Origin of the sequence: Vibrio sp. H11 (genome assembly GCF_004804295.1) — a bacterium.
GTDB lineage: Bacteria > Pseudomonadota > Gammaproteobacteria > Enterobacterales > Vibrionaceae > Vibrio > Vibrio ostreae.
The window spans coordinates 137,433-163,818 of record NZ_SSHN01000006.1 but is presented as its reverse complement, the minus strand read 5'-3'; the positions used below and the strand labels follow the sequence as shown (position 1 = coordinate 163,818).

Genomic DNA, 26,386 nt, shown 5'->3' with positions numbered 1-26,386 from the left:
CCTTGGGTTATGCTGTTTTATCCCCCACATATCATTCACAAGCTGGTCACCCAGCGTTACATCAACCAAATGGAAATTTAATCAGGAGAGACGACCGATGAATATTCGTCCATTACATGACCGAGTTATCGTTGAACGCCAAGAAGTTGAATCTAAATCTGCTGGTGGAATTGTTCTCACTGGTTCTGCAGCTGAAAAGTCAACGCGCGGTAAAGTGCTTGCAGTAGGTAAAGGCCGCATTCTCGAAAACGGTACAGTTCTGCCTCTGGACGTGAAAGTTGGCGATGCAGTGATTTTTGCAGAAGGCTACGGCACCAAGTCAGAAAAAATCGACGGCAAAGAAGTACTGATTCTGTCTGAGAACGACATTCTGGCAATCGTTGAGTAATTGCTCCGAATCAAAACGATTAATTAAAACCGAATTCAAGAGAGGAAATACAAAATGGCTGCTAAAGACGTAAAATTTGGTAATGACGCTCGAGTAAAAATGCTGGAAGGTGTAAACGTTCTGGCTGATGCAGTAAAAGTAACCCTGGGCCCTAAAGGCCGTAACGTGGTACTGGACAAATCTTTTGGTTCACCTACGATTACTAAAGATGGTGTATCTGTGGCGCGTGAAATTGAACTGGAAGACAAATTCCAGAACATGGGCGCACAAATGGTGAAAGAAGTGGCGTCGCAGGCAAATGACGCAGCAGGCGACGGTACCACTACCGCGACTGTACTGGCACAGGCTATCGTCAACGAAGGTCTGAAAGCCGTGGCTGCGGGCATGAACCCGATGGATCTGAAGCGCGGTATCGACAAAGCGGTCATCGCGGCCGTTGAAGAGCTGAAAGCGCTGTCTGTTCCATGTGCAGACAACAACGCCATCGCGCAGGTAGGTACCATCTCTGCCAACTCTGATTCAAGCGTTGGTAACATCATTGCTCAGGCGATGGAAAAAGTCGGCCGTGACGGCGTGATCACCGTTGAAGAAGGTCAGGCTCTACAGGACGAGCTGGACGTAGTAGAAGGTATGCAGTTTGACCGCGGTTACCTGTCTCCTTACTTCATCAACAACCAGGAAGCGGGCAGCGTTGATCTGGAAAACCCGTTCATCCTGCTGGTTGACAAGAAAGTGTCTAACATCCGTGAACTGCTGCCAGTTCTGGAAGGTGTCGCGAAAGCATCTCGTCCGCTGCTGATCATCGCAGAAGACGTAGAAGGCGAAGCGCTGGCAACACTGGTTGTCAACAACATGCGTGGTATCGTGAAAGTCGCCGCAGTGAAAGCTCCTGGTTTTGGCGATCGTCGTAAAGCGATGCTGCAGGATATCGCAATCCTGACTGGCGGTACTGTTATCTCTGAAGAGATTGGTCTGGAACTGGAAAAAGCGGTTCTGGAAGATCTGGGTCAGGCGAAACGTGTCACCATTACCAAAGAAAACACCACGGTTATCGACGGTGCCGGTGAAGAAGCCGCGATTCAGGGCCGTGTGGTTCAGATTCGTCAGCAAATCGAAGAAGCAACTTCTGACTACGACAAAGAGAAACTGCAAGAGCGCGTGGCTAAACTGGCCGGCGGTGTTGCGGTCATCAAAGTTGGCGCAGCCACTGAAGTTGAAATGAAAGAGAAGAAAGACCGCGTTGAAGATGCACTGCACGCAACTCGTGCAGCGGTAGAAGAAGGTGTGGTTGCTGGTGGTGGTGTGGCTCTGATCCGTGCTGCATCGAAACTGACTGAACTGACTGGCGACAACGAAGAGCAGAACGTCGGTATCCGCGTTGCTCTGCGTGCGATGGAAGCTCCAATCCGTCAAATCACTAAGAACGCAGGCGATGAAGAGTCTGTGGTTGCCAACAACGTGAAAGCGGGCGAAGGTAACTACGGTTACAACGCAGCAACGGGCGAATACGGCGATATGATCGCAATGGGTATTCTGGATCCAACCAAAGTAACCCGTAGCGCACTGCAATTTGCCGCGTCTGTTGCTGGCCTGATGATCACCACTGAAGCTATGGTGACTGAACTGCCACAGAAAGACGGCCCATCAATGCCTGACATGGGCGGTATGGGTGGCATGGGCGGCATGATGTAATCATCCCCTGATGCAGAAGAGAGCCGGAGTGAACACTCCGGCTTTTTTTATGCCTGTTTGCCAGACTGGCAGTGGAGATTTGTGCGCAGTGAAATGACACAAGCACTGGTAATTCGGCGGCGCTTTTTGCACACTAATCGGCTCTTACCAAGGAAGGACGTTATGCAGATTCAACAGCTTAAACACCAGACCGAATCGGTCTCACTCACCATAGAACAGTGGCAGCTTACACCTGGTCAGCACTGGGGCATGTTCTCGACCCACAGTAACGCCGCGTCTTTGCTGGTGCGGGTTTTAAGTGGTGAACTCAGCCCGCAGCAGGGTACAGTGACCGGTTTGCCTGAGCGTATTGCCTGTGTTTCGCTGCATGAACAGCAGCGTCTGCTCGATCTGGAACTGGCTAACGATGACACCGATTTTATGGACCGCATCGACTACGGTTCGAGTGTGGAACAGCTGGTGCGTGACACCGGCTGCAGTGCTGAGGAGCTGGAGCTGTTGCTGCAACAGACGGACCTGCTGGCTTTGCGTCAGCGCGGCTTTCGTCAGCTCTCGACCGGGGAAACCCGCCGGGTGATGCTGGCCCGCGCGATGGCGCTTAAACCACAATTGCTGATCCTCGATGAACCTTATTCCGGGCTGGATATCGCCCACCGGGCCCATCTATCTGAACTGCTTGAGCAACTGGCACAGCAGATGCAACTGCTGATCGTGACTGCGCGCGAAGATGAGCTGCCACCGTTTATCACTGATGTGGCGCTGTTCGATGAGCAGAAACTGGTGCAGACGTTAACGCGTGCTGACTGGCTCAGCCACCCATTAATGGCGCAGATGAAAGCGCTGTCAGAGCAGAAAAGTGATGCCATGCTGGCGCTGATGCAGGCGCATCAAAGTCCGCATGCGTACCCCGACCCGCTGGTGGAGATGAATAACGTCACCGTCGAGTATGTCGATGCGCCGATTTTCCACGGTGTGAACTGGCGGATTGAACGCGGTCAGCACTGGCAGGTGCGCGGGCCGAACGGCTGCGGTAAAAGTACCTTACTGGGCCTGATTCTCGGTGACCATCCGCAGTGTTACAGCAATGACATTCGTGTGCTGGGTATGCAACGCGGTAGCGGCGAAACCATCTGGGATGTCAAAAAGCACATTGGTGTGGTGTCGTCGGCACTGCACCTGCAGTATCGGGTCAATTGCAGCGCGCTGGAAGTGCTCGTGTCGGGTTTTTATGACTCGATTGGTCTGTATCAGCAGCCGAGTAAAAAAGAGATCCTCCTGGCGCGTGAGTGGCTTGGGATGCTGGAGATGGCCGAGCTGGAAAAAGTCGGATTCCGCTCACTGGGTTATGGCCAGCAGCGCCTGCTGCTGATTGGCCGTGCGCTGATCAAACAGCCGGCTTTGCTGATTCTGGATGAGCCGTATCAGGGGCTGGATTTTCTCAATCGCAAGCTGGTATTCCATGCTCTGAACCGGATTGCCTCAAGCCAGATTAGCCAGTTGCTGTATGTGACTCACCACGAGGAAGATGCGCTGGATGCGGTGCATCATTTTGTCGACTTTGTCGCTAACAACGGACAGGGCTACCGGGTCGACATCCACTCGCGCAGCGGGCGGTAAGTCACAAAAAAAGCGTTGCCGGGGCAACGCTTTATTACCGGTTCTTTTTACCGGGCATTGTTAGCGATCACTTTTGCCGGTTAATGGCGACGACGCAGGCGCTGATGCACACCGCGGCGCAGACTCTGGAAAGTATTCTCGACTTTGTCGACCCCGTACAGCACACTCAGTACCAGTACAGTGATCATCACGGACTGGGCCATATAGCCAAGACCAATCATCAGCCCGAGCGCCGCCAACACCCAAATTACCGCGGCTGAAGTCACGCCATGAATCTTACCATCCTGGGCCATCATTACCCCGGCGCCGAGAAAACCAACCCCGGTAATGATCTGACCCAGTACCCGCGCCTGATCAAGCGTATTGGGTGAAAGGGAGACGGCCATGGCCATAAACAGGTAGGTGCCGGAGATAATCAGAATCGAGGTGCGAATACCGACCGGCTTACCGCGTGTCTGGCGTTCGACGCCAATCAGAAAACCATTGATGGCACAACACATCAGCGCAGGCCAGCTGAACGGCCCGAAATCAAACAAAAAATCCAGCGCAGACATGTCGCCCTCCACAGATGCTGGGAAAGGGCGAAGTATGCGTTTTATTGCGTTGAGATGCGAATAAAAGCTTTTAGTGGTGTGGATAAAAAACGCTTGTAAAGCCGGGCCTGACGCGCTTATTCCAGGTGCAGATCGAGCGGGGTTTTGCTCTTGCGGCCACCGATTTCACGGGTCAGTTTAGGCACCAGATAGCCGGACACCCGGGTCATGACTTCCGCCATAATCGCTTTTGCCTGCTGATCGCTGATAAAGAAATGCGCCGCACCCTGTACTTTATCCAGCACGTGCAGGTAATAGGGCAGAATGCCGGCATCAAACAGGGTTTCGCTCAGTTGAACCTGGGCATCGACACTGTCGTTAACCCCTTTTAGCATCACCCCCTGGTTGAGCAGGGTCACATTGACCGCGCGCAGGCGGGCCATCTGCTGTTTCAGTTCGAGGTTAATTTCGTTGCCATGATTGATATGGGTCACCATGATGACCTGCAAACGGGTCGTGGCGAGCAGATCGACCAGTTGATCGGTAATGCGGGCCGGGATCACCACCGGCAGACGTGAATGAATGCGCAGCCGTTTGATGTGCGTAATGGCACCAATCGCGTTAATCAGCCAGGCCAGTTCATGATCTTTGGCCATCAGCGGATCACCGCCGGACAGGATCACTTCATTGAGCTCCGGATGCGCGGCGATGTAGTCCAGGCTGTGTTGCCAGGTGGTTTTGTTGCCCTTGTTATCGGCATAAGGAAAATGGCGCCGGAAACAGTAGCGGCAGTTAATCGCACAGCCGCCTTTGACGATCAGCAGCGCGCGGTTACGGTACTTATGCAGCAGGCCGGGCGTGGTATTGTTCTGCTCTTCGAGTGGATCGCTGGAGTAGCCGGCATGCACTTCAAACTCTTCACTGAGCGGCAAAACCTGGCGTAGCAGCGGGTCGTACGGATTGCCTTTTTGCATCCGATCGACAAAACTTTGTGGTACGCGCTGTGCGAACAGCTGACGTGCTGCAAATCCGTTTTGCCAGGGCTTGGGATCGATCTCGAGCTGCTGGAGTAACTGCGCGGGATCGGAGATCCCATTCGCAAGCTGTTGGATCCAGTTTTGCTCAACAGATTCGACTTTTCGGGTTATGATGTGCGGCATTAAACTTTAACTCGAAGAATGTAAGAGGAAATAATGGCTACTGTTAGCACGAATGAATTTAAAGGCGGTCTTAAAATTATGCTTGATAATGAGCCTTGTGTCATTCTCGAAAACGAGTATGTAAAACCAGGCAAAGGTCAGGCGTTCAACCGCGTACGAATCCGTAAACTGCTTTCTGGTAAAGTTCTGGAAAAAACATTCAAATCTGGTGACACTGTTGAAGTCGCCGACGTGATGGATATCGATCTGGACTACCTGTACAACGACGGTGAGTTCTACCACTTCATGAACGCTGAAACGTTCGAGCAGATCCCGGCTGATCTGAAAGCTGTTGGCGAAAACGCAAAATGGCTGGTAGAGAACAACACTTGTACTCTGACCCTGTGGAACGGTAACCCAATCACGGTCACTCCACCAAACTTTGTGGAGCTGGAAGTGACGGAAACTGACCCAGGTCTGAAAGGTGATACTCAGGGCACCGGCGGTAAGCCTGCGACTCTGAACACCGGCGCAGTAGTGCGTGTTCCTCTGTTCATCCAAATCGGTGAAGTCATCAAAGTCGACACCCGCAGCGGTGAATACGTCAGCCGCGTGAAGTAATCCTTCCGGGTATGACTGTGAGTCAAAAGGCCGCTGATGCGGCCTTTTTTACCTCCTGAGCAAGCTGGCATCTGAGTAATCTTCGGAAAAACTATATTCATCAGGATAAATATTCGACTATTTCTTTGTGTCTTAAATTGTTACATTTACCTCCGTTATCAATTGGCTAGTTAAGTTATTGGTTTATAAATATTTATATCAAAAATAACCATAACAAGGAGAATCAAAATGAACAGTGCGGACCTGGCAAAAGGTTTGAAAGTCGAACAGCGACGTCAGCTGATCCGTCGCGGACTCAAAGCGGCAGTGGTGGGTATTCCGGTTTTGGCGGTGGCCTTAACCATCAACAGCTCGGTATTGATGACCGATGCCGGCTACAGTTACGTGCACCAGAATAATATTACCGGTGAGTTGGATGTGTTTACCGAACCGGGTATTCATTTCCGGATGCCGTTTTTGTCCAAAATTACCCAGTATGACCAGGTGATCACGGTGTCATTTGGCAACAATACCGGGGAAGATTTTTATCAGCGTCTCGATCCGGTTCAGGTGCGTTTCGCCGATACTTACATCGGCCAGATCCCGGTGACGTTCCGTTTCAAACTGAGTACCGATCCCCAGGCGCTGATTAAAATGCACCGCGAATTTCGTAACAACAGCAATTTAATTGACGCGCTGCTGGTCAAAAATGCCCGCAACGTTACGGTGATTACCGCCACCCAGTATACCGGCGAAGAATTCTTCCAGGGCGGTCTCAACCAGTTTAAATCTAAGCTGGGCGATCAATTGCGTGAGGGTATCTACCTCACCGAACGTCGTCAGGTCGAAGTAGAGGAGATGGATCTGGCTCCGGTGGGAATGAATCAAAGCAATCCGAACCAATTGCAACGGACCAATCAACTGGTGTGGAAAACCGTGCCGGTGCTGGATAGTACCGGGCAGCCAATCCGCCAGGACAACCCGCTGCTGCAGTACGGCATTCATGTGACCCAGGTGACGATTGGTGATCCGCAACCGGAAACCCAGCTTGATCAATTGCTGGCTGATAAAAAGCGTTTGGTGGCAGATCGTATCCGCGCCATCCAGGAGCAGGAAACATCCAAAGCTCAGGCCGAAACCGAACAGCTGCGAAAAGAAATTCAGCGTACCCGGGAAGTGCAGGATGCGCAGCGTCAGAAAGAACTGGCGTTGATCTCGCAGCAGAAAGACGTTGAGGTCGCACGTCAGATAGCGGAGCGTGAGATTGTCGAAGTAGAAAAAACCAAGCGTCTGGCTGAGGTTGAGAAAGAGAAAGAGCTGGCGATTGCAGAAGCGAACCTGGCGATTCAGAAAGCGAATGCCTTGTCATCCGAGTACGAAGCTAAAGCCATTCTGGAAAAAGGCCGTGCTGAGTCGGAAGTGTTAAAAGCCAAATACGCCGCGTTGGGGGCCAACCGGGAAGTGTACCTGGCAGAGCTGCAACGGGATGTGGCCAACTCACTTTACAGCAATCTGCAGAACTTCCAGGTGCAGATGCCGCAGAATTACATCGGCGGTGGCGAGGCAAGCGGGCTGAAAACCAACCTGGATGTGATTACCGGTTTCGGCGCACTAGGCCTGATGGACCAAACCAAGAAAGTCGTCAGCAAATAACCGGCTCAGTCACGGGCGAGCATTTACAAACCACAAGGCGGGCTCAAAGCCCGCCTTGTTCATTTCGATTTTAAATCATCAGGATAAACACCACCCCTAACACGCTGAACAGCGCGGCGATACCGTAGCAGGCGATTTTGCCGATCAGGCCAGTGTGTAGCTTAAGATCGTGCATACCGTGATGAACGCGGTGCATGGCGTGCCACATCGGCAGGGCGATAGTGGCGATGACAAACAGGGCCCCGATAATGCTGGTGGCAAAGTCGGCGACGCGTTCATAGCTCAGGGCTGCGCTGTCAATCACACCAAGTGGCACCAGAATACCGAGTACCAGAATCGTGATCGGAGTGACCATGGCAAACCAGGTACCGCCGGCACCGAACAATCCCCACCATACCGGTTCGTCTGAACGTTTTGGATTGGTATTAATCACAACAGGCTCCTTACACCAGAATGAGAACAAGCAGTGAGATCACCGCCACCGCGGCCCACTGCGTGACAACGATGACGCTTTTTTCTACCAGTTTGCCCTTGAGGCGAATCGGCATCACCTGCGGCACCATGGAGAAAAAGGTCTGCGCGTGCAGCAGGCTGCCGGCCAAAGCCACGATGTTGATGGCCACCACAACCGGATTAGCCATAAAGGCCAGCCAGTTGTGCCAGGCATCAGCACCTTTGACCAGCGATGCAAGGCCAATTAGCACAAACAGCGTGAACAGAATCAGCGGCAGTACTGTCGCTTCGCGCAGCATGTAGAAGCGGTAAAACGGATGATTCTGCCACCAGGTGCGTTTTACTTCACGCACATAAGGTTTACGGTTCGTCATCATCAGGCCTCCTGTGTTTTCACTGAACCGTCCGGTTTCAGCATCGCGATAACAAAATCCATCGATGACTCGACTTTACCCTGGTTGACGGCGGCAGCCGGATCGACATGTTTCGGACACACTTCCGAGCAGTAGCCGACAAAGGTACAACCCCAGGCACCATTTTCACCATTAATCAGCTTCATCCGTTCCGCTTTGCCGTGGTCACGGCTGTCGAGGTTATAACGATGGGCCAGAGTCAGCGCGGCCGGACCGATAAATTCCGGATTGAGGCCGAACTGAGGGCAGGCGGCGTAACACAGGCCGCAGTTGATGCAACCGGCGAACTGTTTGTACTTTTCCATCTGCTGCGGGGTTTGCAGATTGGTGCCGTCTTCCGGTTTGCGGTCGTTGCCGATGATGTAGGGTTTGATGGCTTCGAGACGCTCGATAAACGGCGTCATGTCGACGATCAGATCTTTTTCAATCGGGAAGTTGGCCAGTGGCTCGATTTTGACCCCGTTCGGGTAGTCACGCAGGAAACTTTTGCACGCCAGTTTCGGCACCCCGTTGACCATGATGCCGCATGAGCCACAGATAGCCATCCGGCATGACCAGCGGTACGAGAGCTGTTTATCGAGATGGTCTTTGACGTAACCAATCGCATCGAGGACCGACATGGTCTCATCAAACGGTACTTCAAACGCCTGCAGATAGGGCTCGTTGTCACGCGCCGGGTCGTAGCGCAGAATTTCGACTTTCTGAATACGGTTAGCTGACATTAGTTCTGCTCCTCTGCAATCTGCGCGGCTTCTGCGGCGGCGGCTTGTTCGGCAGCTTCACCATACAGGCGGGCTTTCGGTTGCGACTTGGTAATAGTAACCGGGCTGTAATCGATCTTCGGTGCGGCGCCAGCCTGATAATAGGCCAGTGAGTGACGCAGAAAGTTGACGTCATCCCGTTCGGTACAACCTTCATCCAGACGCTGGTGAGCACCGCGTGACTCTTTGCGCAGAATCGCGGAATGAACCATGGCTTCGGCCACTTCCAGGCCGTAACCGACCTCAATCGCGTACAGCAGATCCGTGTTGAACACCTTACCCTGATCCTGGATGCTGATATGCTGGTAACGCTGTTTCAGCTCCGCCAGCTTGTCAATGGTTTGTTGCATCAGATCTTGCTCGCGGTAAATACCACAGCCGGCTTCCATCGCATGGCCCATTTCCGTGCGGATATCGGCCCAGTTTTCATCGCCCTGCTGATTGAGCAGGGCCTGAATGCGGGCTTCAACGGCTTCGACCTGCTGCGCAATGGCGCTGTCATTCCAGCCCTGGAACGAGGCGGCGCGCTGCACGGCGTGTTCACCGGCGACGCGGCCAAACACCACGAACTCAGCCAGCGAGTTGGAGCCGAGGCGGTTAGCGCCGTGCAAACCGACCGAGGCACATTCTCCGACCGCAAACAGGCCGCGGATACGGGTTTCACACTGGCCGTTGGTTTCAATGCCGCCCATGGTGTAGTGCACGGTGGGACGAATCGGGATCGGCTCTTTAGCAGGGTCGACGTTGACGTATGCCTTAGCCAGTTCACAGATGAACGGCAGACGCTCCTGCAGATACGCTTCACCCAGATGACGCAGATCGAGATGGACCACGTCGCCGAGCGGATGCTTAATGGTGTTGCCTTTTTGCTGCTCGTGCCAGAAGGCCTGTGACACTTTGTCTCGCGGGCCAAGCTCCATGTATTTGTTTTTCGGCTCGCCGACCGGTGTTTCCGGACCCATGCCGTAATCCTGCAGGTAGCGGTAGCCATTTTTGTTGACGATAATCCCGCCCTCACCGCGACAGCCTTCCGTCATCAGGATACCAGTGCCCGGCAGTCCGGTTGGGTGGTACTGGACAAACTCCATGTCGCGCAGTGGTACGCCGTGGCGATAGGCCATCGCCATACCGTCACCGGTAACGATACCGCCGTTAGTGTTACAGTGGTAAACCCGGCCGGCACCACCGGTGGCCAGGACGACGGATTTGGCTTTGATCGTAACCAGTTCACCTTCGGACATGTGAATCGCGATCAGGCCCTGGACTTCGCCGTCCACCACCAGCAGATCAACCACAAAGTACTCATCAAAGCGTTTGATTTGCGGATATTTCATTGAGGTCTGAAACAGGGTGTGCAGCATATGGAAGCCGGTTTTATCGGCGGCAAACCAGGTGCGCTCGACTTTCATGCCCCCGAAACGGCGCACGTTGACTTCGCCGTTTTCTTTACGGCTCCACGGACAGCCCCACTGTTCCATCTGGATCATTTCGCGGGTTGAGTTGGCGACGAAGTATTCCACCACGTCCTGTTCGCACAGCCAGTCACCGCCGCCGACGGTGTCGTTAAAGTGGTTGTCTAAGCTGTCTTCTGCTTTAACCACCGCCGCTGAGCCGCCTTCGGCTGCTACGGTATGGGAACGCATGGGATAGACTTTGGAAATCAGTGCGACTTCTAAATTCGGGTTCGCTTCGGCTGCGGCAATTGCCGTACGAAGACCAGCGCCGCCAGCGCCGATGACTGCGATATCTGTGGTGAGAGTTTGCACAGTTATCCTCCGGTGTATTGAGATTTGGGCGAGGCCGGACACGAGCCTCTTAATTATAATCAGCAGCGGGTTGGCTTCGGGAAAGAGACGGGAGCTGGCACTCGCTGCGCACCACCTGTACCTAAGTGGTAGAGCTAGTGTAGAAGAGGCCAGCGGGGCAAATATTGATTCGGTTGGACTTTTGTGGCGGTATCGCACATGCGAGCATATTTAATGCTGCAGGTGTGAGTTTGATCACGTCACTGTTTGGAATTTGTTCTCCAGCAGGTAGAATTGGCGGCTTGTGCGTAGTGAAGAAGAACAAATATGAGCCAGCCAGAGTGGATGCCAACGGCATCAATCCAGCAACTTAAGCAGCGTGCCGCGCTGCTGAATACTATCCGGCAGTTTTTTGCTGCCCGTGATGTCCTTGAGGTCGATACGCCGGCCATGAGCCACGCCACGGTGACTGACGTCCACCTGCATACTTTTCAGACCGAGTTTGTCGGGCCGGGTTATGCTGATGGCGGGCATCTGCATCTGATGACCAGCCCGGAGTTCCACATGAAACGCTTGCTGGCCGCCGGCAGCGGTTCGATTTACCAGATAGGTAAAGCCTTTCGCAATGAAGAGAACGGCCGTTACCACAACCCGGAATTTACCATGCTGGAGTGGTACCGGGTCGGATTTGACCATCACATGTTGATGGATGAAATGGAGGCGCTGCTGCAACTTGTGCTTGGCATCGGCGCCGCTGAGCGCATGACCTATCAGCAGGCATTTATCACTGTGCTCGGTGTCTGCCCGCTGCAAGGCAGTATGACGGAACTTAAACAGGCGGCGGCGCAACTCGGCCTGAGTGATATCGCTGAGCCGGAGCAGGATCGCGATACCCTGCTGCAACTGCTGTTCAGTATGGGCATCGAGCCGCACATCGGCCAGCAGGTCCCGGCGTTCGTGTATGACTTTCCGGCCTCTCAGGCGGCGCTGGCCAAAATTAACCCGCACGACGCGCGGGTGGCTGATCGCTTCGAGGTCTATTTTAAAGGCATTGAGCTGGCGAACGGCTTCCATGAACTGGATAACCCGGCCGAGCAACTGGCACGTTTTGAGGGCGACAATGCCAAGCGTTTAGCAATGGGACTGACGGCGCAGCCGATCGACTACCACCTGATTGCGGCGCTGCAGGCCGGACTACCACCGTGTGCCGGTGTTGCGCTCGGTATTGATCGCCTGATCATGCTGGCGCTGGGCGAAGATCATATTGATAAGGTGACGGCGTTTCCGTTTCCACGCGCGTAAAGCCCGGTCAAGGACGGCGGATCCCGGTAACATCCGGGATCAATTTCGTGGCCTGGGTCAGGGATTCTGCGCGCTAAGCGCTCGCGTCATGCGGGCAACCTCGCTATACTCCTTGACTGTTTTGAACCACCATTGCAAGAGCACAGGATATGCAAGAATACATTGAGTTTTTTCAACAGAACATGATCCTATCGTTGGCCTGGGTAGGTATTTTGGTGGCGTTGATCGTTACCACGTTTAAATCCGCTACGGCCGCCTACAAAGAAGTGAGTGCCTCTCAGGTGACTCAACTGATGAACCGTGAAAATGGTGTGGTGGTTGATATTCGTACCAAAGACGAATACAAACGTGGCCATATTACTGACTCAGTTCACATTTTACCGTCAGACATCAAAGCCGGTAATCTGTCTGCCCTTGAAAGTCATAAATCAGACCCAATCATTGTGGTATGCAAGACCGGTCAGACGGCGCGTCAAAGCGCTGAGCTGTTAGCCAAAGCAGGATTCGAAAAAGTGAATCTGCTCAAAAATGGCCTGGTCGCCTGGAACGAAGCGAATCTGCCGCTGGTACGTGGCAAGAAGTAATTCCGGGGCAACAAAACACGGTTGTAATGGTGGCGGTGGTGCTGGTTGCAAAGTCAGCACCCACTCGCACCGGATGTGATGGCCGGCACGGAATGACGCATCGTTCTAGTGCCGCAGCACGCTCTCGGTTAGTCTCCCCACCATTATGACCCGAATTTATCTGTATTAAGGACAAAATCATGGCTGAAGCAGCACAACAACAAGCTCCGCAACAAAACTTCGCAATTCAACGCATCTATCTGAAAGATGTGTCGTTTGAAGCACCGAACTCGCCAACCATGTTCCAGAAAGAGTGGAACCCGGATGTGAAACTGGATCTGGATACGCAGAGCCGTGAACTGGGCGAAGGTGTCTACGAAGTCGTGCTACGTCTGACTGTGACAGTGAAAAACGAAGAAGAGAACGCGTTCCTGTGTGAAGTACAGCAAGCGGGTATCTTTACGGCTGAAGAGATGGAAGCCGGTCAGCTGGCTCATTGCCTGGGTGCATTCTGTCCGAACATCCTGTTCCCGTACGCACGTGAAACTATCTCAAGCCTGGTGGTAAAAGGTACTTTCCCACAACTGAACCTGGCACCAGTTAACTTTGATGCGCTGTTCATGAACTATCTGCAACAGCAGGCTGGTCAGGAAGAAGCGCAAGCTTAAGCGCTGCGGGTTTCTGACTCATCCGGGCCGGCGGTGCGACAACCGGCGGCTTATTGAATGCACAACGCACTGACACATCAAGGTGCGGTGTGCATTTTTGTTTTCACTCAGGGAAAACAGACGAATGCGCCTGCACCTCGCGCTGTTTTGGGTATAGAATAACAAAACCGATGACCAAGCCCCGGGCTTTGGTGCATCTGAGCATAGCTATCAGGCGGAACAATGAGCGATTCACAAACAAATAATGCCGACGGTAAAGCGATTTCAATGAGCGTGATCGGTGCGGGCTCTTACGGTACCTCACTGGCGATATCTCTGGCTCGTAACGGAGCTAACGTGGTGTTGTGGGGACATGACCCTGAGCACATGGCGCGTCTGCAAGCCGATCGGGCCAACCACGCCTTTTTGCCGGGTATCGATTTCCCGCCATCTCTGATCATTGAAGCTGATTTGCAAAAGGCGGTGCAGGCGAGTCGTGATTTGTTGGTCGTGGTACCCAGCCATGTGTTCGGTATTGTGCTCAACAGCCTGCAACCTTATCTGCGCGAAGATACCCGTATCTGCTGGGCAACGAAGGGGCTGGAGCCGGAAACCGGCCGTCTGCTGCAGGATGTGGCTCGTGAAGTGCTGGGGGATAACCATCCACTGGCGGTGCTGTCCGGTCCGACGTTTGCCAAAGAGCTGGCGATGGGACTGCCGACGGCGATTTCCGTCGCCTCGTCCGATGCCGAGTTCCTGGAGCAGTTGCAGGAGAAAATCCACTGCAGCAAGACCTTCCGCGTCTATGCCAACAGTGATTTCACCGGCCTGCAACTGGGCGGCGCGGTGAAGAACGTGATTGCGATTGGCGCCGGGATGTCGGATGGCATCGGGTTTGGTGCCAATGCGCGCACTGCGCTTATTACCCGTGGCCTGGCGGAAATGAGCCGCCTGGGCGCGGCTCTGGGCGCACAGCCGGAAACCTTTATGGGCATGGCTGGTCTGGGCGATCTGGTGTTGACCTGTACAGACAATCAGTCACGCAACCGCCGTTTTGGTCTGGCGCTGGGTCAGGGCAAAGATGTCGATACCGCACAGGATGAAATCGGCCAGGTGGTTGAAGGTTACCGCAACACCAAAGAGGTGTGGTTGCTGGCGCAGCGTATGGGTGTTGAGATGCCAATCGTTGACCAAATTTATCAGGTATTGTATCAAGGCAAAGACGCGCGTCTGGCCGCTCAGGACTTATTGGCGCGCGACAAGAAAGCAGAACGAGAATGATCACCACCAAGCTGCTTGGTAGAGTTTTGAAGGATTAAAAGAGCTGAGCGGTACGCCGTTGTGCCGAACACAGCCTGAGGCAGAGTGAATAATGAAACAGTGTGCGCAAAGTAAAGTTTGGCAGACCATAGTACAAGAAGCCCGTGAGCAGGCAGAGCAGGAGCCAATGCTGGCCAGTTTCTACCATGCGACCATTATTAAGCATGACAGCCTGGCGGCTGCGTTGAGCTACATCCTCGCTAACCGTCTGGAGACGGCGTCGATGCCGGCGATTGCGGTACGGGAAGTGGTCGAGGAAGCGTTTAAATCAGATCCGGCTATTGCAGAAGCCGCCGCCTGTGATATTTGCGCCACGGTCAACCGTGACCCTGCGGTGTCGATGTATTCTATGCCGCTGCTGTACCTGAAAGGCTATCACGCCCTGCAGGGCCATCGTGTCGCCAACTGGCTGTGGAAGCAAGGACGTCAGGCGCTGGCAACTTATATGCAGAACCAGATTTCTGTCGCGTGTCAGGTCGATATCCACCCGGCGGCACAAGTCGGGCGCGGCATCATGCTGGATCACGCTACCGGTATTGTGATCGGTGAAACGGCCGTGGTCGGCGACGACGTATCGATTCTGCAGGACGTCACGCTGGGCGGTACCGGTAAAGAGAGCGGTGACCGTCACCCGAAAATCCGTGAAGGGGTTATGATCGGTGCCGGAGCGAAAATTCTCGGTAATATCGAAGTCGGCGAAGGCGCTAAAATCGGCTCTTGCTCGGTGGTGCTGCAACCTGTGCCGCCACACACGACAGTAGCCGGGGTGCCGGCACGTATCGTCGGCCGGCCAAAAACCCAGAAGCCGTCGCTGGATATGGATCAGCAGTTCAATGGCCGCACTCAGACGTTCACCGGCGGAGATGGCATTTAAGCTTGCCTGACCGTAAGTGGTTTAAAATCTGCCTGGGTTGACAGCGTAAGGCGAAAACGAAAAAAGGATGATGCCGGGCATCATCCTTTTTGTTTGCTGTTCGGTTGGTGCGGCTTACGCCATTGCATCCAGTTCCGCAATCACTTCTTCTGCCCAGTTGATCCAGGCCTGGCGAACCAGCAGATTACGGCGTAGCGTCAGACGCTCCAGACGTTGCTGCTTATCCATTACCGCCGGATTGGCGTAGTAAGCCGACTCAATCTCTTTGTAGTGAGTCACCAGCTTACGGGATTCTTCAATCAGCTCGCCCAGTTGAGCCCGGTAAGGGTGTGCAGGCTGAACGGCACAAGCCATCAATTTAGCACTGAATTCATCCCTTACTGTCGGATGCGCGGTCGGCTGATCGAACCATTCGCCCAGAGCGCTGCGGCCTGCGTCCGTAATCGAATAAACTTTACGGTCAGGTTTGCCTTCCTGAGGTTCCAGGACACAAGTTACCAGGCCCTGCTGACCCATTTTATTCAGTTCACGGTAGACTTGTTGGTGGCTGGCTTTCCAAAAATAGCCAATGCTCGCAGAAAACTCTTTGGTGATATCGTAGCCGGTTGCATCGCGAGTGCTAAGAACAGTAAGGATAACGTGTGGTAATGACATGTCTTCAATCCAAATGGTTAATAAACTTTTTACACCAGATTCAGCTATCGTGGGTACTCTGCGGTACTCTCTGATGCAGTGCCTGATTCTGGTCAGCAGAAATCTGCTGTCATGTCACCTTAAAGCCGTTTATCACCTAGGGTTGATACTCTACGTATCGCTCTGCGACTTGTTGTTATTAAATGCCGTCATCGAGCAGCCGTAGTATATCTAAATAATAAGCATAAAGTAGAATACAATGCGGTTTTGAAATAAAAAACTGATATTATTCTCAATAAGATTGCTAGGTAAAACAAAAGACCGCAAAGATGCGATCTTTTGTTAATTTTTAGAATTTTATACTGGCGATTAGCCGGTGTTACGCATGCCTGCGGCAATACCTGCGATGGTCACCATCAGTGCTTCTTCCAGCTCGGGATCCGGCTGTTCACTCTGACGGGTACGGTACAGCAGTTCAGCCTGCAGCATGTTGAGCGGCTCAACGTAGATGTTACGCAGGCGAATCGACTCATGGCCCCATGGGTCGCTCTGCATCAGGTTCTCGTTGTTTTCCACGTTCAGCACGGTTTTGATGTCTTTCTGCAATTGATCGCGCAGACGCTGGCCAAGCGGACGCAGTGGTTCATCCACCAGGCGCTCGTCGTAGTAACGGGCAATATCCAGATTACACTTGGTGTACACCATTTCCAGCATACCGAGACGGGTTGAGAAGAACGGCCATTCGCGACACATCTCTTCCAGCTGCGCCTGGTAACCTTGATCGATGGCGTGCTGAATCGCTTCGCCGGCACCAAGCCAGGCCGGCAGAACCAGACGGTTCTGGCTCCAGGAGAAGATCCACGGAATGGCACGCAGACTTTCCACGCCGCCATTCGGGTTACGTTTCGCCGGGCGTGAACCGAGCGGCAGTTTACCCAGCTCCAGTTCAGGTGTGGCCTGACGGAAGTAAGGGACGAAGTCGGCTTCTCCACGCACGACCGCACGGTAAGCCGCGCAGGATACGTCTGACAGCACTTCCATCAGATCGCGCCACTCCTGTTTTGGCTCCGGAGGCGGCAGCAGGTTGGCTTCCAGAATCGCACTGGCGTACACGTTGAAGCTGTTGACCGCCACGTCCGGCAGACCGAGTTTAAAGCGGATCATTTCACCTTGCTCGGTCACGCGCAGGCCGCCTTTCAGGCTCTTTGGCGGCTGAGACAGCAGTGCGGCGTGCGCTGGCGCACCACCACGACCGATTGTACCGCCGCGGCCATGGAACAGGGTCAGCTCAATACCGGCTTCTTCGGCGACTTTAACCAGGGATTCCATCGCATGGTACTGTGCCCAGCCCGCCGACATCACACCGGCGTCTTTGGCGGAATCGGAGTAACCGATCATCACCATCTGGTGGTTCTGGATAAAGCCGCGGTACAGGTCGATGCTCATCAGCTGGGTAATAACGGCTTCGGCGTTATTGAGGTCATCGAGCGTTTCAAACAGCGGACATACATCGAGGCGGTAAGGACAGCCGCATTCTTGCAGCAGCAGATGGACTGCCAGCACGTCAGACGCAGTGCGCGCCATGGAAATCACGTAGGCACCAAAGGCTTCACGTGGCTGAGACGCGATAATTTTACAGGTATCGAGGACTTCTTTAACCGGCTCTGAAGGTTGCCAGTCGCGCGGCAGCAGCGGGCGTTTAGAGGCCAGCTCGTTAGTCAGGAAGGCAATCTTGTCCTGCTCACTCCACTGGTCGTAATCACCAATACCCAGATAACGGGTCAGTTCAGACAGCACATCAGAGTGACGGGTACTTTCCTGACGGATATCAAGGCGTACCAGGTGTACGCCGAACGCTTTCACGCGGCGCAGGGTATCGAGCAGTGAGCCATCGGCAATCACGCCCATGCCACATTCGTGCAGCGACTGGTAACAGGCGTACAGCGGCTCCCACAGCTGACTGATGTTACGCAGCGGTGCTTTAACCGCCAGTTGCTGGCCATGCACTTTGGCATCGAGGATTTCCAGCGTTTCCTGCAGCACCGAACGCACCCGTTTCAGGATGGCGCGGTACGGTTCGTGTTCTTCTTCACCAGCCAGATCGCGAACCGTGTCGTTACACTTGGTCATCGACAGTTCGGAGATCAGCTCATTGATATCACCCAGATACAGGTCCGCCGCTTTCCAGCGTGACAGCAGCATGACTTCACGGGTAATGGTGTGGGTGACAAACGGGTTACCGTCACGATCGCCACCCATCCAGGAGGAGAAATGGACCGGACGGGCATCGATAGGCAGCCCTTCGCCGAGGTAGTTTTTCACGCTGACGTCCAGTTCGCGCAAAAATTCAGGTACCGCCTGCCATAGTGAGTTCTCAACCACAGCGAAACCCCATTTGGCTTCATCCAGCGGCGTCGGGCGCTGTTTACGGATAACATCAGAGTGCCAGCCCTGAGCGATCAGCTGTTCTAAGCGACGCTCGGTTTTAAGGCGCTCTTTGGACGAAAGGTCGCTCAGCTCAAGTTTCGATAAACATTCGTTAATCTTAACCAGATTATTGATCATGGTACGACGGGTGATTTCCGTCGGGTGCGCGGTCAGAACCAGCTCAATATTGAGATCTCGCACCGCCTGTGCGGTATCGAGTTTGCTGATACTGTTGTCGCTCAGTTTACTGAACAGATCGTGAATGGCGTCAGGTTCACACACATGCTCTTCGCAGTGACGCGAGATAGTGTGGTACTGATCGGCAATATTGGTCAGATTCAGAAACTGGTTAAACGCGCGGGCAACCGGCGTTAACTGATCATTGTTCAGGCTTTTAATCTCTTCAATGAGATTATCGCGGTCGGCCTGATTACCGGCGCGGGCAGATTTGGAAAGTTTTCGGATGGTTTCCACTTTCTCTAAAATAACGTCACCGCTGGCATCCTGAATTGTCTGCCCCAGAAGGCGACCCAGCATGCTCACGTTACTTTTGAGCGCGGCGTATTTCTCGTTCATTGTCATCCTGCCTTGTAAAAAAATTACATCCATTGTTCTTTTCTTAAGTACACAATCTAACTATGTTTGTCCACTACAGTCAAACCCGACATACTAAAATTCCATTTATGCCGTTGAGCGATCATTTGAACACTTGTTCAGTCAAATCCCCAATTTTGTTGAAAATTTATTACAAAAACCCCCGGGCGAATAAAATCTGCTCAGGGGGCTGTCATTCAAGATTTATGCTTTAAAAGCAGTATTTAACCATGGCTTTCGATAACACATTGATGGTCGGATCAATGAAGTCAAAGGCGAGGAACTCATCCGGCTGGTGCGCCTGATCAATCGATCCCGGACCCAGAACCAGGGTCGGACACAGCTGTTGCAGGAATGGCGCCTCAGTGCAGTAATTGACGGTTTGCGCCGGCTGCTCACAGATTTGACTGATGTCAGTCACGAACGGATGGTCGTGATCACAGGCATAACCCGGAATCGCATCATGCAAAGGTTCAACTTCAATCCGGCCCGGCCATTTGTCCTGTACCTCTTTCAGGGCACCGCGCAGCATGTTATCCAGACCGTCCAGGCTGATGCCCGGCAGCGGACGTACATCGTAGTGCAGCTCACAGCAGCCACAGATGCGGTTTGGTGTGTCACCGCCATGGATATGGCCGAGGTTAAGCGTCGGGTGCGGGATTTCAAATCCCGGATGCTGATACTCTTTAATCAGCTTGTCGCGCAGTTGCATCATCGCGAACATGACTTCGTACATAATTTCGATCGCATTGACGCCCAGTGCCGGGTTGGAGGAGTGGCCCGACTTACCGGTCACGCGAATCGCATTGGCAACGTGACCTTTATGGCCGTAAATTGGCACCAGACTGGTGGGTTCGCCGATGATGCAGTAATCGGGCTGAAATGGCGCGTTTTCAGTAAAGTGACGCGCACCGAGCATGGTGGTTTCTTCATCACAGGTCGCCAGCACGTACAGGGGTTTGGTCTGCTTGCTCCAGTCGACTTTTTTCACCGCTTCGAGGATAAACGCAAAGAAGCCTTTCATATCAGCGGTACCGAGGCCGTAAAAGCGGTTGTCGGCCTGAGTCAGGGCATGGGGATCAAAATTCCAGCGTCCTTCGTCAAATGGCACGGTATCACTGTGACCGGCCAGCAGCAGGCCGCCTTCGCCCTGACCCTTTTTCGCAATCAGGTTCTGTTTGCCGGGAGCGACCTGGTCGATTTCAACGCTAAAGCCAAGCGCAGTAAGCCAGTCCGCCAGTTTGGCAATCACCTTTTCATTGCCCAGGTCCCATTGCGGGTCCGTGGAACTGATCGACGGGGTCGAAATCAAGCCTTCATAGACTTCGAGGAAACTCGGTAATTGCATATTATTCTTGCTCCTACTATTGACAGAATAACGCTGAAAATGTAAAACACATATTAAATCACTTTTAATGAATAAAAAACCAAATAATCCGGTCTTTTTACAAATTAATAGTCAGTTTAAATGTAAATCAATAATCAGTTTTAACTATTATCATTTACCTTCACTTTGGATGCTTTGAGATGCTAAAAACCACCATTATCGGCGCAAGCGGCTACACCGGAGCAGAACTTGCTCTTATGGTTCACAAACACCCAGAGCTCACGCTATCAGGTTTATACGTTTCCGCCAACAGCGTCGATGCAGGAAAATCGATTGCCCAGTTGCACGGTAAACTGGCGGGGCTGGTCGATATGCCGGTACAGGCATTGACGGATGTGGAGCAGGTCGCGCAAGAGTGTGATGTGGTGTTTCTCGCGACGGCGCACGAAGTGAGCCACGATCTGGCACCGGTTTTCCTGGCCAACAACTGTCAGGTGTTTGACCTGTCAGGTGCTTACCGGGTGCAGAGTGAAGGTTTTTATGACCAGTACTACGGCTTCCAGCACCAGCATGGTGACTGGCTGGCGGAAGCGGCTTACGGACTGGCCGAGTGGAACCAGGAAGCTATTCTTAATAGTCAGCTGGTCGCGGTAGCCGGTTGTTACCCGACGGCTTCGCAACTGGCCATTAAGCCACTGCTGGCAGCGGGTCTGGTTAATAAAGCGCAGTGGCCGGTGATTAATGCGGTCAGTGGCGTCACGGGCGCAGGCCGTAAAGCCACCATGACCAACAGTTTCTGTGAAGTCAGCCTGCAGCCGTACGGTGTGTTTACCCACCGTCACCAGCCGGAGATTGCCACTCACCTGGGTTGTGATGTGATTTTCACGCCGCACCTGGGTAACTTTAAGCGCGGGATTCTGGCGACCATCACCATGAAACTGGCGGCGGGTGTCAGCGCTGAGCAGGTTGCACAGGCCTTTGCTGAGGCATACGGCGACAAGCCGGCGGTACGTTTGCATACCAGCACGCTGCCGCGTATTCAGGATGTTGAGTTCACTCCGTTTTGTGATATTGGCTGGAAGGTGCAGGGCGAGCACGTCATCGTGGTCTCGGCAATTGACAACTTATTAAAAGGCGCATCGAGTCAAGCGATGCAATGTCTGAACATACACTACGGTTTCGATGAACTGACCGCTTTGGTGTGAGGGTAAGGTATGACGGATACAAAACAAAATCCATTAGTGGTTAAGTTAGGCGGCGCGGCGCTGTCGTGCAGTGAAACGCTGAGCAAGTTGTTTGGCGCGATGGCTCAATACCAGGCTGAGGCGCAGCGTCCACTGGTGATTGTGCACGGTGGTGGTTATATCGTCGATGAACTGATGGAAAAACTGCAGCTGAAAACGGTTAAGAAAGATGGTCTGCGTGTTACCCCGTATGATCAGATTGGCTACATCACCGGCGCTCTGGCCGGTACAGCCAACAAGCTGCTGCAGGGCCAGGCGATTAAAGATGGCCTCAATGCGGTCGGTCTGAGCCTGGCGGACGGTGGTCTGTGTCAGGTCGAGGAACTGGACCCTGAGCTGGGCGCTGTGGGCCTGGCGAAACCAGGTAAAGCGGACGTGGTGAATGCGCTGCTGGCGGCGGGCGCTCTGCCTATCATCAGTTCCATCGGCATGACCAATGAAGGTCAGCTGATGAACGTCAATGCTGATCAGGCCGCAGTGGCAGTGGCAGCGGCACTGGATGCCGAGCTGGTGCTGTTGTCGGATGTCAGCGGCGTACTGGATGGTAAAGGTCATCTGATCCACAGCCTGAATCAGCACCAGGCGGACGCTCTGATTGAAGCCAAAGTGATTACCGATGGCATGATTGTTAAAGTCCGTGCGGCTCTGGAAGCGGCACAGGATCTGGGCCGCCCAATTGAAGTGGCCACCTGGCGTTATCCGGAAAAACTGGCGCAGCTGTTTGCCGGCCAGAGTATCGGCACCCAGTTTTTACCGCAGTAAACATATTGAATTATTCACCCATCCGTTTTGTTAACTCGTCTGTTTGAAAAGATTGATTTTTAACGTAATGTGTTGAACGGATGGGAAACCAAACGAAGCAGATTTTTTACAGCATCATAGCAAAACAACCTGAGCACTAACCGCCAAGCGCAGAGCCAGGGAATCGGAGATAAAAGAACATGAGCAAAGTTCAAGTAAATAAAGTGGTTGTCGCTTATTCTGGCGGTCTGGATACCTCAGTGATCATTCCATGGCTGAAAGAGAACTATAGCTGTGAAGTGGTTGCCTTTGTGGCCGATGTGGGTCAGGGTGCTGACGAGCTGGTTGGCATCGAAGAGAAAGCGATCGCATCAGGTGCATCTGAGTGTTATGTGGTTGACCTGAAAGAAGAGCTGGTTAAAGACTACATCTACCCAACTCTGAAAACCGGTGCTTACTACGAAGGTAAATACCTGCTGGGTACCTCAATGGCACGTCCTGTGATTGCTAAAGCTCAGGTAGAAGTGGCACGTAAAGTGGGTGCGGATGCACTGGCACACGGTTGTACCGGTAAAGGTAACGACCAAATCCGTTTTGAAGGTGCATTTGCGGCACTGGCACCGGATCTGCACGTGATTGCACCATGGCGTGAGTGGGATCTGGTCAGCCGTGAAGAGTGTCTGGATTACCTGGCAGAGCGCAACATTCCGTGTGCGGCATCACTGACTAAAATCTACTCACGTGATGCCAACGCATGGCACATCTCGACTGAAGGTGGCGTACTGGAAAGCACCTGGAATGCACCAAACGACGATTGCTGGGCCTGGACAGTGGATCCTGAGCAGGCTCCAAACGAAGCAGAATACGTGACGCTGAAAGTGGCCAAAGGTGAAGTGGTTGCGGTTGACGGTCAGGAACTGTCGCCATACGACGCACTGGTTGCCCTGAACGAAAAAGGCGTGAAACACGGTGTGGGTCGTATCGACATCGTAGAAAACCGTCTGGTTGGTATGAAGTCGCGTGGTTGTTACGAAACTCCGGGGGGCACCATCATCATGGAAGCTCTGCGTGCCGTTGAGCAACTGGTGCTGGATAAAACGTCTTTTGAATTCCGTGAAGAGCTGGGCATTAAAGCATCACACCTGGTGTATGATGGCCGTTGGTTTACTCCACTGCGTCAGGCTGTGTTCGCTGCGGCAGATGAACTGGCGCAGGACGTGAACGGTGAAGTAGTGATCAAGCTTTACAAAGGTCAGGCGACAGCAACGCAAAAACGTTCTGAAAACAGCCTATACTCAGAAGAGTTTGCCACCTTTGGCGCGGATGAAGTTTACGACCAGAGCCACGCGGGCGGTTTCATCCGTCTGTACTCTCTGTCTAGTCGTATCAGAGCGTTGAACGCCGCTGCGAAAAAATAATCCGGCGTAGCCTGCGTCTACACGCTTTAAACTGAATCTCAGCCCGCTTGTTTTGCAAGCGGGCTTTGTTGTATGTGTGAGATTATAAGCATAGTTATCTGATTATTTTTGAATAAGTATGTTTAAAAAGTGAATTTTTACTTTATTTTTTGTTCAACTTCCCGTAACTTTGACGGGTAGGCAAATAACACAATAAATCGCCTGTTTCAGGTCGAATATCATATTAGCAAAAGCAAGTGATTAGTGAGCATTAGGAGAAACGCAATGGCATTATGGGGCGGAAGATTTACCCAGGCAGCAGACACCAGATTCAAACAATTTAATGATTCATTGCGCTTCGATTACCGCTTGGCGGAACAGGACATCGTCGGCTCGATTGCCTGGTCCAAGGCTCTGCTGTCAGTCAATGTGTTAACAGCAGAAGAACAGCAAAAGCTGGAGCTGGCACTCAATGAGCTGAAACTGGAAGTGATGGAAGATCCGGAACAAATCCTGTTGTCAGACGCCGAAGATATCCACTCCTGGGTTGAACAGCAGCTGATTGGCAAAGTGGGTGACCTGGGTAAAAAACTGCACACTGGCCGTTCACGTAACGACCAGGTCGCGACCGACCTGAAACTATGGTGTCGTCAGCAGGGTCAGCAACTGCTGATCGCGCTTGACCGTCTGCAAAATAAAATGGTGGAAGTGGCCAGAGAACATCAGGGCACAGTACTGCCGGGTTACACTCACTTGCAACGCGCTCAGCCGGTCACATTTGCTCACTGGTGTCTGGCTTACGTGGAAATGTTTGAACGTGACTATTCACGTCTTAGCGATGCCATCAAACGTCTTGATACCTGCCCGCTGGGTTCAGGCGCTCTGGCGGGTACCGCATACTCTATTGACCGTGAGAAACTGGCACACAATCTGGGCTTCCGTCGTGCCACCCGTAACTCACTGGACTCGGTATCTGACCGTGACCATGTGATGGAGCTGATGACCACTGCGTCTATCTCTATGCTGCACCTGTCACGTCTGGCAGAAGATATGATTTTCTATAACTCAGGCGAGTCAGGCTTTATTGAACTGGCAGATACTGTGACTTCCGGCTCTTCCCTGATGCCGCAGAAGAAAAACCCGGATGCGCTGGAGCTTATCCGTGGTAAAACCGGCCGGGTGTATGGTTCACTGGCTGGCATGATGATGACAGTGAAAGCACTGCCACTGGCTTATAACAAAGACATGCAGGAAGATAAAGAAGGCCTGTTCGACGCGCTCGACACCTGGAACGACTGTATGGAAATGGCCGCGCTGTGCTTTGAAGGTATCAAGGTCAATGGTGAGCGGACTCTGGAAGCGGCCAAGCAAGGTTACGCCAACGCGACTGAACTGGCTGACTATCTGGTAGCAAAAGGCATCCCGTTCCGTGAAGCGCACCATATCGTTGGTGTGGCCGTGGTCGGTGCGATTGCCAAAGGCAGTGCGCTGGAAGAGCTTTCTCTGGCAGAACTGAAAGAGTTCTCACCGGTGATTGAAGAGGATGTGTACGCGATTCTGACGATTGATTCGTGTCTGGAAAAACGTAGTGCGTTGGGAGGTGTCGCGCCGCACCAAGTAGCTTACGCAGTAGAACAGGCGGAAAAACGGCTGGCTAAACGTGATGCCTCATCGGTCAAAGTACGTCCGGCTCGTCTGACCGACATTGAACGTCTGGAAGGCATGGTGGCTTACTGGGCCAACATGGGGGAAAACCTGCCACGTTCACGCAATGAAATTGTGCGCGATATCGGCTCATTCGCCGTGGCAGAACATAATGGTGAGATCACCGGTTGCGCGTCACTGTATGTATATGACTCAGGTCTGGCAGAAATCCGCTCCCTGGGGGTGGAAGCCGGCTGGCAAGGTCAGGGCCAGGGGACAGCGATTGTCGATTACCTGGTTAACAAAGCGCGTCAGATGGCCATCAACAAGGTGTTTGTTCTGACCCGTACCCCGGAGTTCTTTATGAAGCAGGACTTCATTCCGACCTCGAAGACGCTGTTGCCGGAAAAAGTACTGAAAGATTGCGAACAGTGCCCGCGTCAGCATGCCTGTGATGAAGTGGCTCTGGAAGTGAATCTGGATGACCAGCTGATCATTAAGGCGAGTGTTGCATAAGCTGCTGAATATAAAGCGTTCATGAATTTGTTTAAAAAAAGATCAAAAAAGATCGATTTTTATCGGAACCAATAAGAGGAAGCAGGGTCTATTACTGTACCACTGCTTTTTCTTAGAACTCTCTAAGAGAGCCCTGAAACAGACTTAGTTTCAGGGCTTTTTT

Annotated in this window: 23 protein-coding genes; 14 read left to right on the top strand and 9 right to left on the bottom strand. The window is 52.9% G+C overall.

Annotated elements, in window-relative coordinates:
• Window positions 1-97: 97 nt before the first annotated feature.
• From E6C74_RS11680 to modF, 3 genes are all read left to right on the top strand, one after another.
• Window positions 98-388, top strand: a complete 291-nt coding sequence (locus E6C74_RS11680; RefSeq protein ID WP_136485327.1) for a co-chaperone GroES — start codon at window positions 98-100, stop codon at window positions 386-388.
• A gap of 54 nt (window positions 389-442) precedes the next feature.
• The gene (groL, locus tag E6C74_RS11675) at window positions 443-2,080 is read left to right on the top strand and encodes a chaperonin GroEL (RefSeq protein ID WP_136485324.1); all 1,638 of its coding nucleotides are present in this window, start codon (window positions 443-445) and stop codon (window positions 2,078-2,080) included.
• Window positions 2,081-2,242: 162 nt separating this feature from the next.
• Window positions 2,243-3,697, top strand: a complete 1,455-nt coding sequence (gene modF / locus E6C74_RS11670) for a molybdate ABC transporter ATP-binding protein ModF (protein WP_136485322.1) — start codon at window positions 2,243-2,245, stop codon at window positions 3,695-3,697.
• Window positions 3,698-3,777: 80 nt separating this feature from the next.
• Here modF and E6C74_RS11665 read toward each other — a convergent pair whose 3' ends face one another.
• Both E6C74_RS11665 and epmB read right to left on the bottom strand, forming a co-directional pair.
• Window positions 3,778-4,251: an MgtC/SapB family protein gene (locus E6C74_RS11665; RefSeq protein WP_136485320.1), complete on the bottom strand. Its 474-nt coding sequence runs from the start codon at window positions 4,249-4,251 to the stop codon at window positions 3,778-3,780.
• A gap of 116 nt (window positions 4,252-4,367) precedes the next feature.
• Window positions 4,368-5,390 (bottom strand): EF-P beta-lysylation protein EpmB, encoded by a 1,023-nt coding sequence (gene epmB / locus E6C74_RS11660; RefSeq protein ID WP_136485318.1) that lies wholly within the window; start codon window positions 5,388-5,390, stop codon window positions 4,368-4,370.
• Window positions 5,391-5,423: 33 nt separating this feature from the next.
• On the opposite strand from epmB, the gene efp reads away from it, so the two are divergent.
• On the top strand, window positions 5,424-5,990 hold the full coding sequence (gene efp / locus E6C74_RS11655; protein ID WP_136485316.1) for an elongation factor P: 567 nt from the start codon (window positions 5,424-5,426) through the stop codon (window positions 5,988-5,990).
• Window positions 5,991-6,218: 228 nt separating this feature from the next.
• Window positions 6,219-7,622 carry an SPFH domain-containing protein gene (locus E6C74_RS11650; RefSeq protein ID WP_136485314.1) on the top strand — a complete coding sequence of 468 codons (1,404 nt, stop codon included), beginning with the start codon at window positions 6,219-6,221 and terminating at the stop codon, window positions 7,620-7,622.
• A 70-nt stretch (window positions 7,623-7,692) separates the two neighbouring features.
• On the opposite strand, the gene frdD is transcribed toward E6C74_RS11650, so the two are convergent.
• The 4 genes from frdD to frdA are packed head-to-tail and all read right to left on the bottom strand — an operon-like array spanning window position 7,693 to window position 11,015.
• On the bottom strand, window positions 7,693-8,055 hold the full coding sequence (gene frdD / locus E6C74_RS11645) for a fumarate reductase subunit FrdD (protein WP_168797018.1): 363 nt from the start codon (window positions 8,053-8,055) through the stop codon (window positions 7,693-7,695).
• A 10-nt stretch (window positions 8,056-8,065) separates the two neighbouring features.
• Window positions 8,066-8,449, bottom strand: a complete 384-nt coding sequence (gene frdC, locus E6C74_RS11640) for a fumarate reductase subunit FrdC (RefSeq protein WP_136485509.1) — start codon at window positions 8,447-8,449, stop codon at window positions 8,066-8,068.
• A gap of 2 nt (window positions 8,450-8,451) precedes the next feature.
• Complete coding sequence (locus E6C74_RS11635) at window positions 8,452-9,210, bottom strand: succinate dehydrogenase/fumarate reductase iron-sulfur subunit (RefSeq protein ID WP_136485310.1); 759 nt, start codon at window positions 9,208-9,210, stop codon at window positions 8,452-8,454.
• A complete protein-coding gene (gene frdA, locus E6C74_RS11630) occupies window positions 9,210-11,015 on the bottom strand; it encodes a fumarate reductase (quinol) flavoprotein subunit (RefSeq protein WP_136485308.1) in 1,806 nt (601 codons plus the stop codon). Before frdA ends, E6C74_RS11635 begins: the two co-directional genes overlap by 1 nt.
• 306 nt (window positions 11,016-11,321) lie before the next feature.
• Between frdA and epmA the strand changes: the two genes are divergently transcribed.
• The 5 genes from epmA (at window position 11,322) to cysE (ending at window position 15,700) form a co-directional block, all read left to right on the top strand.
• Entirely contained in the window at window positions 11,322-12,296 is a 975-nt protein-coding gene (epmA, locus tag E6C74_RS11625) for an elongation factor P--(R)-beta-lysine ligase (protein ID WP_136485306.1), read from the top strand.
• 149 nt (window positions 12,297-12,445) lie between these two features.
• A complete protein-coding gene (locus tag E6C74_RS11620; RefSeq protein WP_136485304.1) occupies window positions 12,446-12,880 on the top strand; it encodes a rhodanese-like domain-containing protein in 435 nt (144 codons plus the stop codon).
• A 179-nt stretch (window positions 12,881-13,059) separates the two neighbouring features.
• Window positions 13,060-13,527 carry a protein-export chaperone SecB gene (gene secB / locus E6C74_RS11615; RefSeq protein WP_136485301.1) on the top strand — a complete coding sequence of 156 codons (468 nt, stop codon included), beginning with the start codon at window positions 13,060-13,062 and terminating at the stop codon, window positions 13,525-13,527.
• A gap of 222 nt (window positions 13,528-13,749) precedes the next feature.
• Window positions 13,750-14,787, top strand: a complete 1,038-nt coding sequence (gene gpsA, locus E6C74_RS11610) for an NAD(P)H-dependent glycerol-3-phosphate dehydrogenase (protein WP_136485299.1) — start codon at window positions 13,750-13,752, stop codon at window positions 14,785-14,787.
• 91 nt (window positions 14,788-14,878) lie between these two features.
• Entirely contained in the window at window positions 14,879-15,700 is an 822-nt protein-coding gene (cysE, locus tag E6C74_RS11605; RefSeq protein WP_136485297.1) for a serine O-acetyltransferase, read from the top strand.
• A 114-nt stretch (window positions 15,701-15,814) separates the two neighbouring features.
• Here cysE and E6C74_RS11600 read toward each other — a convergent pair whose 3' ends face one another.
• From E6C74_RS11600 to argE, 3 genes are all read right to left on the bottom strand, one after another.
• The gene (locus E6C74_RS11600; protein ID WP_136485295.1) at window positions 15,815-16,354 is read right to left on the bottom strand and encodes a PadR family transcriptional regulator; all 540 of its coding nucleotides are present in this window, start codon (window positions 16,352-16,354) and stop codon (window positions 15,815-15,817) included.
• A 348-nt stretch (window positions 16,355-16,702) separates the two neighbouring features.
• The gene (gene ppc, locus E6C74_RS11595) at window positions 16,703-19,336 is read right to left on the bottom strand and encodes a phosphoenolpyruvate carboxylase (protein WP_136485293.1); all 2,634 of its coding nucleotides are present in this window, start codon (window positions 19,334-19,336) and stop codon (window positions 16,703-16,705) included.
• 229 nt (window positions 19,337-19,565) lie between these two features.
• Window positions 19,566-20,702, bottom strand: coding sequence for an acetylornithine deacetylase (gene argE, locus E6C74_RS11590; RefSeq protein ID WP_136485291.1), 1,137 nt, complete (start codon window positions 20,700-20,702; stop codon window positions 19,566-19,568).
• Window positions 20,703-20,881: 179 nt separating this feature from the next.
• Between argE and argC the strand changes: the two genes are divergently transcribed.
• The 4 genes from argC to argH all read left to right on the top strand — a co-directional run bounded on the left by argC (window position 20,882) and on the right by argH (window position 26,223).
• Window positions 20,882-21,886, top strand: coding sequence for an N-acetyl-gamma-glutamyl-phosphate reductase (argC, locus tag E6C74_RS11585; RefSeq protein ID WP_136485289.1), 1,005 nt, complete (start codon window positions 20,882-20,884; stop codon window positions 21,884-21,886).
• Window positions 21,887-21,895: 9 nt separating this feature from the next.
• Window positions 21,896-22,687: an acetylglutamate kinase gene (gene argB, locus E6C74_RS11580; protein WP_136485286.1), complete on the top strand. Its 792-nt coding sequence runs from the start codon at window positions 21,896-21,898 to the stop codon at window positions 22,685-22,687.
• Window positions 22,688-22,866: 179 nt separating this feature from the next.
• Window positions 22,867-24,084 carry an argininosuccinate synthase gene (locus E6C74_RS11575; RefSeq protein WP_136485284.1) on the top strand — a complete coding sequence of 406 codons (1,218 nt, stop codon included), beginning with the start codon at window positions 22,867-22,869 and terminating at the stop codon, window positions 24,082-24,084.
• Window positions 24,085-24,348: 264 nt separating this feature from the next.
• Entirely contained in the window at window positions 24,349-26,223 is a 1,875-nt protein-coding gene (gene argH, locus E6C74_RS11570; protein ID WP_136485281.1) for an argininosuccinate lyase, read from the top strand.
• Window positions 26,224-26,386: the final 163 nt, after the last annotated feature.